This is a genomic window from Paraneptunicella aestuarii (assembly GCF_019900845.1).
Classification (GTDB): domain Bacteria; phylum Pseudomonadota; class Gammaproteobacteria; order Enterobacterales; family Alteromonadaceae; genus Paraneptunicella; species Paraneptunicella aestuarii.
In genome coordinates, this window is record NZ_CP074570.1 from 3,588,937 (window position 1) to 3,601,877 (window position 12,941).

Consider the following 12,941-nt stretch of genomic DNA (forward strand, 5'->3'; position numbering starts at 1 on the left):
AGAGCAGCGAAAGAAGAATGAAACGCTCGATAAACAATCAAGCAAAAATCAAGAAAGAATTGGTAAAAAAGGTCACCCCCATGTCGAAGTCAGATATGAATAAAGTAAACGAAGCAATCCCGTCATACCGCATTGAAGCAAACCCCATCAAGAACCTTGGGTTACACGGGGTTGCCGTTTATAACCCTGCACTGTGGAATGACGATGAAATAGTGCAATACTTTATTGCCCGTCAGGACTTGCTCGATTCCATCGTAGACGGATTACTCAGGGAACAGCCCAATATGCCAGCCCAACACCAATTATTATTGGGCTTGCGAGGCATGGGAAAAACCACCTTTTTACGCCGTTTGGCGGTAGCAGTAAAACGCCACCCGGAATTGAATCAAATCTGGCTGCCACTTTCTTTCCCGGAAGAACAATACAATGTGGTGAATATTAAAGACCTGTGGCTAAACTGCCTGGATGCCCTGGGTGATACGCTTGAAGCCGAAGGCCATGAAGACGAAGCCGACCGGGTCGATATCATTATTGATAAATCGCGTCATCTTAAAGCCAACGATGTATTGCAGGAATTAATCACTCTTTCTCGTCATTACAATAAACGACTGCTTCTTCTGATAGACAATATCGACCTGATCTTCGACCGCTTAAAAGAAGAACACTGGCACCTAAGAGAAATTTTACAATCAGAGCCGCAATTAATGTTCATCGGTGCCAGTTCCCGTGCCATGGAAGTCACTTATGAATACGACGCAGCATTCTATGATTTCTTTCTGGTCCACGAACTCAAACGCCTCACATTACAAGATACTCACAATATTTTGCGGGAACTGGCCAGTGTCACGAACACCCCCAAAGTGGAACAAATTCTAACAACTGATCCTGCTCGAATTAATACACTGCATACCCTCACAGGTGGCAACCCAAGAACCATCATCCTGCTTTTTAAAGTGCTATCCCAAGGATTAGACGGTGATGTCAGAAGCGATCTTGAAGGGCTGTTAGACATGGTCACGCCATTATACAAAGCTCGCTTTGAAGAATTACCCAGTGCTCTACAACAAATGGTTGATGCCATTGCCTTACACTGGGATCCTGTTTCCGCCAACAAACTGGCAGAAAAGTTATCTACCACAGTCAACAAGGTATCGGCTCAACTTAGCCGTTTGGAATCTATCGCCATAGTAGAAAAAGTACCTCCCGTTGAAGGCAAACGCGCCGCGTTTCAAATTAGCGAACGCTTTTTTAATATCTGGTATTTAATGCGAGCCAGCCGCCGGGTACGTAAAAAACTGATTTGGTTAGTCTACTTCCTGAAAATGTTCTTCACCGCGCAAGAACTGCAACAACATAGTAGGAAGCGATTAGGTCTAGGGGCGACAGACCAACGTAGCGCCGAATATCTTTTGGCCTTGGCTCAATCCACATCGGGCGGCATCAAAGGCGCTCTGGAACACAAAGCACTGAAAAGCCTGATAGCGCAGAAAAACACAAGTTTACATTCATTATTCGATTTTGCAGGCGAAGACAAAGAGCTATTGCCCCGAGCTGAACGCATACAAAAACTGCAAGCACTTCATGAAAAGCTGGCAAGTATTTTAAAACCTCTGGATTGGCTATCCAGAGAAGAAAAGGAAGCTTTTATCGAGAATTTATTGGGTTCAAGTGAACACTCAATAAGAGAAAAAGATTTAACAATACAACGACTTGCCAATTCCTCAAAACAAGAAATTCAAAACTGTATTACAGACAGAACTGCACGACGTGAGTTTTATGAATTATCTTTTGGTGATACCTGCAAGCTGATTTATAAAAGTATCGCCCAAGGCATAATGCTTCATCTATCAGACGTTAAAGGCGCTGAGGCGGCGGCAGAAGAATATCACGCCCCCTATATTACCGAAACCGTGCAGTTATTCGATTTATTAAAGAAAGATACCCAAAAAGAAGATTTAATGGCTTTAGATGCTATAACAAGCAAATCAGAAGCTTTACATAGCAATATCATCTGCAAACTTGTAAGGTTGTTCATTCTCTATACTCAAGATGAGCCACAAGAATTTTTAAACAGAATAAAACAGCTCTCCAACGATAACCCTGTAGTTTTAGGTGTACTATGCTCATTTTTAATTAAAATCAACCGTTTAGATGAGGCCGAAATATACCTGCAAAAATACTCCCAATTACATCCAAATGACTATAAATGTTGGGAAATAAAAGTCGAGTTCTACTCATCACATAAAATTAACGTAAGAAAAGCCGAAGACTCTTTTTTAAAAGTATTAGCACTAGCGCCTGAAAGCACCGAATCTTTCACAGGCTTAATCAAGCTATTTATCACCCAAAACAGAATGTCAAAAGTGCAAGATTATGTCGAAAGATTGGTACAGATTACTCCTTGGGATCCAGATGCATGGGGCTTGCTGGGAAGAGTCCTTGGAATAAGAAGTAACAATCTGGAGCAAGCTGAAATGGCGTTTAAAAATGCCTGTTCATTGGATAACAATAACGCTGATTTTTATTTAGCATTAGCACAGCTCTATTTACAAAATAATCTCATCGAAAAGGCCGAACTAATTCTTGGTGAGTTGGAAAACATCGAACTCGAAAAACAGGAACCGGATTTATATTCTGTCTTTATCTATCGAGGTATCATTCAGGCGTTTTTTAGAAAGGATTACACGCAAGCGAACAGATCATTTTTATCTGCCATCAAAGAATATTCAGGATCAGCAGAACCTTTTATCTTGCAATCCATACTACAGTTACATTGCTTAAATTCCCCTAATGAAGCACAAAAAGCAATGATAGAAGCACAAAAGTGCGATGAGTTTATTTTGGAATTGATGAGTGTAAGCCGCCGTCTAGTTCGATTCTCACTGTGGGATATGGCAGCAGAATTAATCACATCCCATTTGCTACCACGCGATAATCAGGTGGTAATGACTGATTTATGGCAGCCTTTTTCTGACTTGGTGAGAGATATCATTAGAAACGGAAAAACGACGGAATTTATCCGCTTGCTCGAAGCCAATAACAGTGAAGAAAAATGGCAGCCGTTGATAATCGCGTTACACTGCGTGCACGCCAATAACCCCAAACAATTATTGGGGCTTGCACCGGAAAGAAGGAAACCCATTCTGGAATTAGCTCGTATGATCACAATTGACGAGGCGTTTCTTGATGAACTGGAAGCTCTGTTTGAGCATGAGCTCTTTGGCTAGACTGTGCCTTTACCTTGCTGTGTTTTTAATCGACTGTGCTTTTACCTGGCTGCGGAAATATTGTCTGAACAAACAAAGACATATTCCGACACACAGCCAGGCTTACTCGGCCAATAAAACCCCTTGGCGATTACATTAATTGGTCGATTTCGTCTATTTCGTCGCTTGCTCACACAGCCATTGCAGTTCGTCTAGTACACGTGAGCTCATGCGGTGTAATTTGTCGGAATCGGGTTGAATAATACGGTGGTTTTTCACGGCAGGAATGTCTGGCCATTGGCTCCATTGATAGCCTGATGTTTGACCTTGGCTGATAGAAACAGGTTGAATAATCAATTCGATATTCTCTTCCAGCACTTGTTCAATATTCACCTGCGGATAAGGGTTTCCCGCATCGGCAAACGCATTACGAATATGGCAGGTTTCCAGCAAATTATGCGCCCATCCGGGCTTGGCAACCGTGGTTAAAGGTTGATGCCAGATCTCGTAAAAGGCCGTTTGCCATTTCTGATCCTGATATTGCTTTTTCATTGCGCTCAAGCGTTGCTCAAAAGCACTTGCCACTCGCTCGGCAGACTCCGCATTATGGGTTTTTGCGCCATACAAACGCATTTCTTTCGGCACATCCGTTAACTCAAGAGGAAAGGAATACAAGATCTCAAACCCTAATTTTTTAAGCTTATCCAGATCCGTCGCCGGATTACCTCCTTGCCAGGCAATGATAAGATCCGGATTTAGCTCAATAATACGTTCAATCTGCAAGCCCAGATAATTGCCAATCACCGGGATGTCTTTCGCCTGCTCGGGATAATCGGAATATTCAGTTGCAGCGATAATTTGCTCGCCCGCGCCAACTTCAAATAACACTTCAACGATATGGGGTGCAAGCGCAATTATTGTCGGTTTTTCTACTTGCTCCTTTCTAAATAGCTCTTTGTCAGCCGCGTGTGCTGATAAGATACATAAGCAACACGCCAGCAATATACTTTGCCAATATCTTACTGAAAGCATTACCAGTCGATCCCTTTCTGAGCTTTAACGCCAGCATCAAAGGCATGCTTGGTGTTATTCACTTCGCTCACCGTATCTGCCAATTCAATAAGAGCACGATGGCAAGCTCTTCCCGTGACAATCACATGCTGATTCACCGGGCGATTGGCGATAGCGCTCAATACTTCGTCCAAATCCAGATATTGATAAGTCAGCATGTAGGTGATTTCATCTAGCATGACCACGTCGATGGTGTCATCTTGCAGCCATTGTTTAGCATGTTGCCATACTGCTTGAGCTGCTTCGGTGTCGGCGGTTTTATCCTGAGTGTCCCAGGTAAAGCCGGTGCGCATAACTTCAAAAGCCACGCCAGCTTTTTCCAACAAATTACGCTCGCCACACTCCCAACTGCCTTTAATAAACTGCGCGACGGCAGCCTTTAATCCATGCCCAACAGCGCGTGCCACCATGCCAAATCCAGAGGATGACTTGCCTTTGCCGTTTCCGGTGAGTACCAGCAACAGTCCTTTGTCTTCGGTCGCGCTCTCAATGCGGGCATCGACCTTTTCTTTTAGCTTTTGCATCCGTTGTTTATGGCGTTCGTCACTGCTACTGCTATTCATTAACTCTCCACACTTTCCAATCATTATCGTGTTGCTTTTGAGCGAAGCATTAACAACACAAAGAAAATACTACCGATAGCTGAAGTGATAATACCAATAGGCAATTCTTGCCCCGACAAAAGCTGTCGAGCCAAGACATCCACCCACATAAGGAAAATACCACCAAGGAAAAAACAACCAATAAGCAATTTAAAACTGGTCACACCAAATAAAAACCGCACCATGTGTGGCACCATCAAACCGACAAAGCCGATACCACCACAATAAGCGACTATCGCGGCTGTCATGAGCGCACAGCCGAGCAACAACAACATACGCAAGCGAGGCACATTCACCCCTAATGTGAGCGCAGAATCTTCGTCCAGTAACATGGCGTCCATTTGTCGATGTACCAACAGTACCAACCCCAGTAGCACCATCAACAGAGGCAACAATAATTTCACTTGTTCCATCTCTGCGCCCGCCAAGCTGCCCATTAACCAGAACATGATGCGATTACTGGCAAGGGGCTCTCCCACGTACAACAGAAACTGGCTCATGGAACCCAACATGAAAGCGACCGCAACCCCAGCTAACAGGATCAGTTCCACACGAAATAAAAAACGCGCCAGAAACAATACCAACATTATCGCCATTGCTGCGCCAACAAAGGCCATAGCAGGCAACATAAAAGCGATTTGCTGCGCAAAAAAGGTATTGGCAATGGTTGCACCCAACCCCGCTCCGGCAACAATACCGAAGAGGTAAGGGTCGGCGAGAGGATTGCGCGTTGTATTCTGCAACACCGCTCCGGCGCAAGCTAATCCTGCACCCACAATAAAACCCAACATGACTCGGGGAACCCGTATTTGCCAAATCACCGTTTCCACCATGCGACTACTACACTCACCCAGTAAACATTGGTAAGCATCACTGGCAGATATACTGGCAGAACCAATGCTGATTGCCGCAATAAAACTGAGGCACACGGCTAGTACCAGCAGGAGCACTTTGAAGCCCAGTGAATTAGCAAGTGCATTGTTAACAGACTTCATCGTGATTGCTCCCAAAGGGAATCGTCGGGATGAAAGCAAACACTGACAAGGCCATTGCTCGCCATGTCCACGGCACAAGGCAATCCAAAGATCTGCGATAACACTTCCGCTTGCAACACTTCGCTTGGTGTACCAAAGCCCTGGATCTGCCCATCGGCTAACAGCAAAATCTGATCGCAATAACGTGCAGCCAGATTTAAATCGTGAATAGTCATTAAAATGGTGAGGTTTAGATGCCTTAATAACTGCAATATCTGATGTTGAAAATACACATCAAGATGATTAGTCGGTTCATCTAACACCAGAATATCGGCCTTTTGTACCAATGCTCGCGCAACCAATACTCGTTGTAATTCTCCACCGGAAAGAGTGTTAAGCAGCTGATTTTGTTTGCTCTCCATCCCAACTCGATGCAAAGCCTGTTCGATCATTCTCGCATCCTGAGTGGAGTTCATTTCAAACAAGGATTTATGAGGTAGCAACCCCATTTGCACCACATCCAATACTCTCAGATCAAACAGACTATCGGAATGCTGAGGCACGCTGGATAAAGTTTTAGCTAACATCCTGCGAGACATCTGCTTTTGTTCTTTGCCCTGAATAAGAATCGACCCGGAATAGTCTTCAATCAAGCCCAGCAAACAGCGTAATAAGCTGGTTTTACCTGCGCCATTTGGCCCCACAATACCCACAGTTGCGCCTGAGTTAATAGCAAAGGACAAGTCTTTTAAAATCGCTCTGGGTGCACTACTACGACCGCCCTTTGTAGCCTCGACGCTCCAGTGCAAATGTTCAACTTGAATAATAGGGGGAATAGCAGACGACAAAGGTGTATAGACTCTTATTGATAATGTGTCGGTAAGGAATGGGCACAGACTAAGTGAAAAGCGTTCAAATGTGAATGTTAACCCGGCGCTTTCTTGTCAAAGCATCATGATAGAAAAAACTTCCACATTTTTATTTCTTTAATTTCAATAAGTTAAATTTAAAAAATAAAAAAATTTAAATTTTTTTATTGAAAAAGTTCACAACAAACATACATAGGAATTGTCGATGCCGAAAGGGTTAAGAAACCTGGGTCGACATAACCGTCGCCGCGTAGCGGGACAATAAATAACAACAAACATATTGCTTAATGAGGATATGACTATGCGTACTATCGATCTATCTCCACTTTACCGTTCATTCATTGGTTTTGACCACTTGGCTAACCTGTTGGACGATGCTTCCAGAAACGAAAAGCAAAACGGTTACCCTCCATATAATATTGAATTACTTGCCGACGACAAATACCGTATCACTATGGCTGTCGCAGGCTTTAGCAAAGATGAACTCACTCTGGAAGTGAAAGAAAATCTGTTGCTCATTACAGGTCAAAAACCAGATAAAGAAGAACAAGAGCGCAAATTCTTGCATAAAGGTATTTCCGAGCGCAGCTTCGAGCGTAAATTCCAGTTGGGTGCTCATGTAAAAGTGCTCACAGCAGACATGGAAAACGGGTTACTACATGTTGATTTGGAACGTGTTATCCCGGAAGCGCTGAAACCAAGACGCATTGAGATTGGCAGCAATCTTATCGAGAATTAGTTCTCGAATGTGTTCTCTCTTTTGTTCTTAGTGATTGTTATTTGGTGCCCTTTAAAAAAGTGACAAGAACGCCCGGCGAATGCTGGGCGTTTTTGTATTTGAAAGCCTATCTCAACTTAGTAGATAACAAGCAAATTCAACCCTATCAAAACCAGCAATACAATATAGGTCGCCAAAGTGCCATAGAAGCGTTGCCAGGTAACTCCAGGATTACGGCGAATGCCATAAGCATGTAACAATCGTCCAAGCAACAATGTCACTCCAACCCCATGCAGCAAAAGTTCATGAGACTGATTAATTTCGGCAATCAACATCATCACTAACGCCAAAGGCACATATTCAGCAAAATTTCCTTGAACCCGCATCACCTGCAAAAAATATTTATCTCCACCGTCGCCCAAGCCAATGCGCTTTTCGCGACGTTGGAAAATAACCTGCAAGCAAAGATATAAATATAAAGCGCCGAGCAAACCGGCGTAGAAAGCGGTGATGGGTGTGGCGATTAACGTCATATTCATAGCGTATTCCTACATTATTGTTGTTATCGATATTGTTAGTATCGCCGCCACTATAACAACAAATCACCATAATCTGACACGTTTTAGATTTATGTTTTCGATAAAAAATCTCGAATAATGTCAGCCACTTCATGGGGATGCTCCAAAGGCAACATATGCCCGCTCTCTGGAATAACATGTAATTGCGCATCAGGGAAAGCCTGCGCCATCGACTCTAAATCCTCGACCGACACCAAACCGTCGTTCTCAGCGCCTAATATCAACACCGGGCAAGTTAATTCATTCAAACGCGACATTAACGGCTCCCGCTCGCTGGTCTCTCGTACCTGAGTTTCCAATACATCATGCCCAAGCTCATTATCCATGGCCTTGATCGTATTGATTAACCGAGAATCAAACATTCGGGAAGGGTGAACAAACTGCTGTAAACGCGCTCGCGCGATACCGCCATAGCGATGATCCTTTAACCATTCCAGGCTTTTACGACGCATGGTCATTTCATGCTCAGGCAAAGGGTTAGCCGAAATAGAAGCCAACACCAAGCGCTGTATTTTCTCTGGATGTTGCAAAGCGTACGACAAACTGAGATAGCCTCCCATTGAAAAACCAATGAGATTCGCCCCCTCACCTCCGCCTTGCTGAGATACCAATTCAACCCCTTTGGCAACCGTGTCCATCATCTCAGCACGACTGGAGCAACGTTCAATAGCAACATGATGTGATGCATAGTCCGGTTGCAATAGTTCAGCCACAGGCTGCCACAAGCGTTCATCGCACATGGTTCCTGGTACAAATGCCAGTGACGACTGCAAACTCATATAAACGTGCTCTTCTCTTGTTCAAACAAAACGAAAAAGCCGCTTGCAGCGTCAACTACAAGCGGCTTTTAAATTCATCCAGGGATTGAGGTATTAACCCAACAACTCGTCCAGTTTTGCATTCACAGATTCAACTGCCACGCTGGCGTCTACTTTGTGGTACTGGCAATTATTTTGTGACGCTTCATTCAGATAGTAATCAACAAGAGGCTTGGTTTGCTCATGGTAAACCGCCAAACGCTTTCTTACGGTTGATTCTTCGTCGTCAGGACGGATAACCAACTCTTCGCCTGTTACGTCGTCTTTACCTTCCTCTTTAGGTGGGTTGTATTCAACGTGATAAACACGACCAGAACCAGGGTGAACACGACGACCCGCCATACGTTGTACGATAATTTCATCGTCGATATCAAATTCAATAACGTGGTCTACATCAATGCCATTTTCTTTCATCGCATCGGCTTGAGGAATGGTACGAGGAAAACCATCAAGCAAGAAACCTTTGGCACAGTCGTCCTGAGCAACACGCTCTTTCACCAGACCAATGATGATGTCGTCAGAAACGAGTTTACCTTCATCCATAATTTTTTTGGCAGCAACACCCAACTCGGATCCTGCACTGATAGCTGCGCGCAGCATGTCACCAGTCGAGATTTGAGGAATACCGTATTTACCCATCAAGTACTGAGCCTGAGTGCCTTTACCTGCACCTGGCGCTCCAAGAAGAATAATGCGCATAGTTGTAGTTTCTCCCAAGTACGCAAAATAGACGCACTTTTAGCTAATGCGTTGGTTTTGCTACCGAGTCTCGGGCGAAGAAATTCGCGGACTCAAAACCATTGACGCCAAATTGAAAATGAAAGCAGCCACTTTAGAAGAATTGGGGTCTGTGTCAACAACTGGAGGGAAAAAAGTTAAAGATAATTTGCTCTGGATCTATGAGCCAGAGCGGATGGCTAGCCATCCGCCTGACATTATTTATTTAGCTTATTTTGATTATTTGGCGAGATCCATCAACAAGCTATTAAGATTTTGCACAAAACTGGCGGGATCTTTCAAATTACCCTGCTCAGAAAGTGCCGCCTGATCCAACAAAACTTTAGACCATTTAATGAATTGTTCTTCGTCTTGCAAATCAGCCAACATTTTCACCAATTGGTGCTCAGGGTTAAGTTCCAGATCATATTTAATTTCTGGTACATTTTGCCCCGCCGCCAGCATCATCTTACGCATTTGCGTGCTCATGCCAAACTCATCTGCCACAACACAAGCAGGAGAATCGGTCAAACGGTGTGTGAACTTAACATCCTTCACCGCATCGCCCAACGCCGTTTTAACGCGCTCTGTCAGCCCTTCAACCTGCTTCTCGGCTTCTTCGTGAGCTTTCTTGCTCTCTTCATCTTCCATTTCACCCAAATCCAGAGCTCCGCGAGCAATTGACTGGAATTGCTTCTCTTCGAATTCGCTCAGATGAGACATCAACCATTCGTCGATGCGATCATACATCAACAAGACTTCAATGCCTTTCTTACGGAAGATTTCCAAATGAGGGCTATTCTTGGCAGCTTGATAGCTATCGGCAGTCACATAGTAGATCTTATCCTGACCTTCTTTCATACGACCAAGATAATCAGACAAGGATACGGTTTGCGCATCGCTGTCGTTATGCGTAGAAGCAAAGCGCAACAGTTTGGCGATTTTCTCTTTATTGGAATAATCTTCTGCTGGTCCTTCTTTCAATACGTTACCGAATTCTGACCAGAAAGACTGATACTTCTCAGCGTCATTCTGTGACAAAGAACTTAACATTTGCAGAACACGCTTAGTGCAGCCCTGACGCAGGTTTTGCGTGATCTTGTTGTCTTGCAAGATTTCACGGGACACGTTCAATGGCAAATCATTGGAATCCAGCAAACCTTTCACGAAACGCAAATAGCTCGGCATAAACTGATCAGCATCGTCCATAATGAAAACGCGCTGTACATAAAGTTTCAGGCCGTTTTTCTGATCACGATTCCACAAATCAAACGGGGCTTTGGCCGGAATATACAACAAGCTGGTGTATTCCGTTTTGCCTTCTACGCGATTGTGAGACCAGCTAACCGGATCACCAAAATCGTGAGAAATATGCTTATAAAACTCTTTGTATTCTTCGTCGGTAATTTCCGACTTATCGCGAGTCCAAAGCGCAGTAGCTTTGTTTACACTTTCCCACTCACCCGGGATAGCAGGGATTTTCTCGCCGTCTTCACCATCTCTCTCAGGAATTTCTTCTTTCCACATTCTGACAGGAATAGAAATGTGATCTGAGTATTTGCCGATAATGGAACGCAAGCGCCAGTTATCTAGGAATTCTTTCTCATCATCACGTAGATGCAGGATGATTTCCGTACCGCGATTGGCTTTATCAATTTCTGCAATAGTGAACTCACCTTCGCCTTCCGATTCCCACTCAACACCTTGAGCGGCATCTGCTCCGGCGAGTCGAGTGCGAACCGTCACTTTGTCTGCAACGATAAACGCCGAATAAAAACCAACACCAAATTGACCAATCAGTTTAGAGTCCTTGGCTTGGTCACCAGACAACTTACTAAAGAATTCTGCAGTACCAGATTTGGCAATGGTTCCCAAATGCTCAATGACATCTTCACGGCTCATGCCGATACCATTGTCAGCAATGGTTAATGTTCCAGCTTCCTTATCCACAGAAAGCTTAACGTGTAAGTCACCGTCGTTCTCATAAAGAGAATCGTCAGACAAAGCCTTAAAACGTAACTTGTCGGCTGCGTCAGCAGCGTTGGAGACCAATTCACGAAGGAAGATTTCCTTATTGGAATACAAAGAATGAATCATCAAATGCAGAAGTTGCTTTACTTCTGTCTGGAAACCATGAGTTTCTTTATGGGCAATTTCAGCCATGCTTAAGCTGCTCCTAAATTCATTTGCACATTGAGATTTATTTTAGGTTATCGCTGTTCAAGTGTATTCACGACAACATTAACGACGAATAGCACCGAACAACAAACTATCAACGTCCGAGATAGGGGCAGTTATGACAAAATCAACAGCAACATTGCGGTTATTTTTCAGATCAGAGAGATTTATTAGAAGCGAAGAAATCGAGAGGTAAAAAATACACCTCCCGTAGAGAATAAAAGAAGCTAATCCAGTTGCTTGCGACCTTGGAAGGCATGACTTAGTGTGCTGCCATCAATGTATTCAAGTTCACCGCCCATAGGTACGCCTCGGGCAATCCGTGTAGCAACGACGTTCAAAGACTTGCACAAGTCGCTGATATAATGCGCTGTCGCTTCGCCTTCTACCGTAAAGTTGGTCGCCAGAATCACTTCGTTCACATCATTGGATTGCAGTAATTCTGTTAACTCTGGAATACCGATTTCAGCGGGGCCAACACCATCAATCGGTGATAAATGCCCCATCAAAACGAAATAACGGCCTTTAAATTCCGAAGAAGACTCAATAGCCAACACGTCTTGCGGCGATTCAACAATACACAAAATGCCATTGTCGTGACGCATGGGGTTAGCGCAGATATCACACAGATTGGCCTCAGTGAAATTGCGGCATTGATTGCAATGCTTCACATGCTCCATTGCGTCATGTAACGCCTTGCTTAGCTTAAGAGCACCATCACGATTACGTTCCAATAGCTGAAACGCCATACGCTGCGCTGTTTTTGCTCCAACACCGGGCAAGCACTTTAATTGAGTGATGAGATCATCAATAAGAGGGCTAAATTTCATTGTGGCTCTTTATCTGGGTATCGAATAGATGCAGTTTTTCATTCACCTATTACATAGGGAATTTAAAACCTGGAGGCATAGGCATACCACCTGTCAATTGGGACATCTTTTCCTGATTGGCTTCTTGTACTTTACGCACAGAATCGTTAACCGCAGCGGCCAACAAGTCTTCCAACATTTCCTTATCTTCTTGCATCAGGCTGTCGTCAATTTCAACCTTACGTACGTTGTGATTGCCGGTCATGGTTACTTTCACCAAACCAGCACCAGATTCTCCAACGACTTCAAGGTTTGCCAATTCTTCCTGGGCTTTTTGCATACGCTCTTGCATTTGCTGAGCCTGCTTCATGATATTGCCCATTCCGCCTTTAAACATAATC

Annotated in this window: 12 protein-coding genes; 2 read left to right on the plus strand and 10 right to left on the minus strand. The window is 44.0% G+C overall.

Annotated features, from left to right (window positions below):
• The first annotated feature begins 17 nt into the window (after positions 1 to 17).
• Positions 18 to 3,227, plus strand: a complete 3,210-nt coding sequence (locus KIH87_RS13640) for a tetratricopeptide repeat protein (RefSeq protein ID WP_232358416.1) — start codon at positions 18 to 20, stop codon at positions 3,225 to 3,227.
• Between the two features lie 153 nt (positions 3,228 to 3,380).
• Here KIH87_RS13640 and KIH87_RS13645 read toward each other — a convergent pair whose 3' ends face one another.
• From KIH87_RS13645 to KIH87_RS13660, 4 genes are read right to left on the minus strand one after another with little or no spacing between them, the layout of a single operon-like run.
• Entirely contained in the window at positions 3,381 to 4,238 is an 858-nt protein-coding gene (locus KIH87_RS13645; protein WP_232358417.1) for a cobalamin-binding protein, read from the minus strand.
• Positions 4,238 to 4,840: a cob(I)yrinic acid a,c-diamide adenosyltransferase gene (gene cobO / locus KIH87_RS13650; protein ID WP_232358418.1), complete on the minus strand. Its 603-nt coding sequence runs from the start codon at positions 4,838 to 4,840 to the stop codon at positions 4,238 to 4,240. The genes KIH87_RS13645 and cobO overlap by 1 nt, the downstream gene beginning before the upstream one ends.
• Positions 4,841 to 4,863: 23 nt before the next feature.
• Positions 4,864 to 5,874 carry a FecCD family ABC transporter permease gene (locus tag KIH87_RS13655; RefSeq protein ID WP_232358419.1) on the minus strand — a complete coding sequence of 337 codons (1,011 nt, stop codon included), beginning with the start codon at positions 5,872 to 5,874 and terminating at the stop codon, positions 4,864 to 4,866.
• Positions 5,871 to 6,701, minus strand: coding sequence for an ABC transporter ATP-binding protein (locus KIH87_RS13660; RefSeq protein WP_232358420.1), 831 nt, complete (start codon positions 6,699 to 6,701; stop codon positions 5,871 to 5,873). The genes KIH87_RS13655 and KIH87_RS13660 overlap by 4 nt, the downstream gene beginning before the upstream one ends.
• 322 nt (positions 6,702 to 7,023) lie before the next feature.
• On the opposite strand from KIH87_RS13660, the gene KIH87_RS13665 reads away from it, so the two are divergent.
• The gene (locus KIH87_RS13665; protein WP_232358421.1) at positions 7,024 to 7,461 is read left to right on the plus strand and encodes an Hsp20 family protein; all 438 of its coding nucleotides are present in this window, start codon (positions 7,024 to 7,026) and stop codon (positions 7,459 to 7,461) included.
• Positions 7,462 to 7,577: 116 nt separating this feature from the next.
• On the opposite strand, the gene KIH87_RS13670 is transcribed toward KIH87_RS13665, so the two are convergent.
• From KIH87_RS13670 to KIH87_RS13695, 6 genes are all read right to left on the minus strand, one after another.
• Complete coding sequence (locus tag KIH87_RS13670; protein ID WP_232358422.1) at positions 7,578 to 7,979, minus strand: MAPEG family protein; 402 nt, start codon at positions 7,977 to 7,979, stop codon at positions 7,578 to 7,580.
• An 89-nt stretch (positions 7,980 to 8,068) separates the two neighbouring features.
• Complete coding sequence (locus KIH87_RS13675) at positions 8,069 to 8,797, minus strand: alpha/beta fold hydrolase (protein WP_232358423.1); 729 nt, start codon at positions 8,795 to 8,797, stop codon at positions 8,069 to 8,071.
• Between the two features lie 93 nt (positions 8,798 to 8,890).
• Positions 8,891 to 9,535: an adenylate kinase gene (gene adk, locus KIH87_RS13680; protein ID WP_232358424.1), complete on the minus strand. Its 645-nt coding sequence runs from the start codon at positions 9,533 to 9,535 to the stop codon at positions 8,891 to 8,893.
• 258 nt (positions 9,536 to 9,793) lie between these two features.
• On the minus strand, positions 9,794 to 11,716 hold the full coding sequence (gene htpG, locus KIH87_RS13685; protein ID WP_232358425.1) for a molecular chaperone HtpG: 1,923 nt from the start codon (positions 11,714 to 11,716) through the stop codon (positions 9,794 to 9,796).
• Positions 11,717 to 11,958: 242 nt separating this feature from the next.
• Positions 11,959 to 12,561, minus strand: a complete 603-nt coding sequence (gene recR / locus KIH87_RS13690) for a recombination mediator RecR (protein WP_232358426.1) — start codon at positions 12,559 to 12,561, stop codon at positions 11,959 to 11,961.
• Between the two features lie 49 nt (positions 12,562 to 12,610).
• A complete protein-coding gene (locus tag KIH87_RS13695; RefSeq protein ID WP_232358427.1) occupies positions 12,611 to 12,937 on the minus strand; it encodes a YbaB/EbfC family nucleoid-associated protein in 327 nt (108 codons plus the stop codon).
• Positions 12,938 to 12,941: the final 4 nt, after the last annotated feature.

Coding starts and splice junctions, on each gene's coding strand:
- KIH87_RS13640 (WP_232358416.1), top strand. CDS start 18: ATGAAACGCTCGATAAACAATCAAGCAAAAATCAAGAAAGAATTGGTA.
- KIH87_RS13645 (WP_232358417.1), bottom strand. CDS start 4,238: ATGCTTTCAGTAAGATATTGGCAAAGTATATTGCTGGCGTGTTGCTTA.
- cobO (WP_232358418.1), bottom strand. CDS start 4,840: ATGAATAGCAGTAGCAGTGACGAACGCCATAAACAACGGATGCAAAAG.
- KIH87_RS13655 (WP_232358419.1), bottom strand. CDS start 5,874: ATGAAGTCTGTTAACAATGCACTTGCTAATTCACTGGGCTTCAAAGTG.
- KIH87_RS13665 (WP_232358421.1), top strand. CDS start 7,024: ATGCGTACTATCGATCTATCTCCACTTTACCGTTCATTCATTGGTTTT.
- KIH87_RS13670 (WP_232358422.1), bottom strand. CDS start 7,979: ATGAATATGACGTTAATCGCCACACCCATCACCGCTTTCTACGCCGGT.
- KIH87_RS13675 (WP_232358423.1), bottom strand. CDS start 8,797: ATGAGTTTGCAGTCGTCACTGGCATTTGTACCAGGAACCATGTGCGAT.
- adk (WP_232358424.1), bottom strand. CDS start 9,535: ATGCGCATTATTCTTCTTGGAGCGCCAGGTGCAGGTAAAGGCACTCAG.
- htpG (WP_232358425.1), bottom strand. CDS start 11,716: ATGGCTGAAATTGCCCATAAAGAAACTCATGGTTTCCAGACAGAAGTA.
- recR (WP_232358426.1), bottom strand. CDS start 12,561: ATGAAATTTAGCCCTCTTATTGATGATCTCATCACTCAATTAAAGTGC.
- KIH87_RS13695 (WP_232358427.1), bottom strand. CDS start 12,937: ATGTTTAAAGGCGGAATGGGCAATATCATGAAGCAGGCTCAGCAAATG.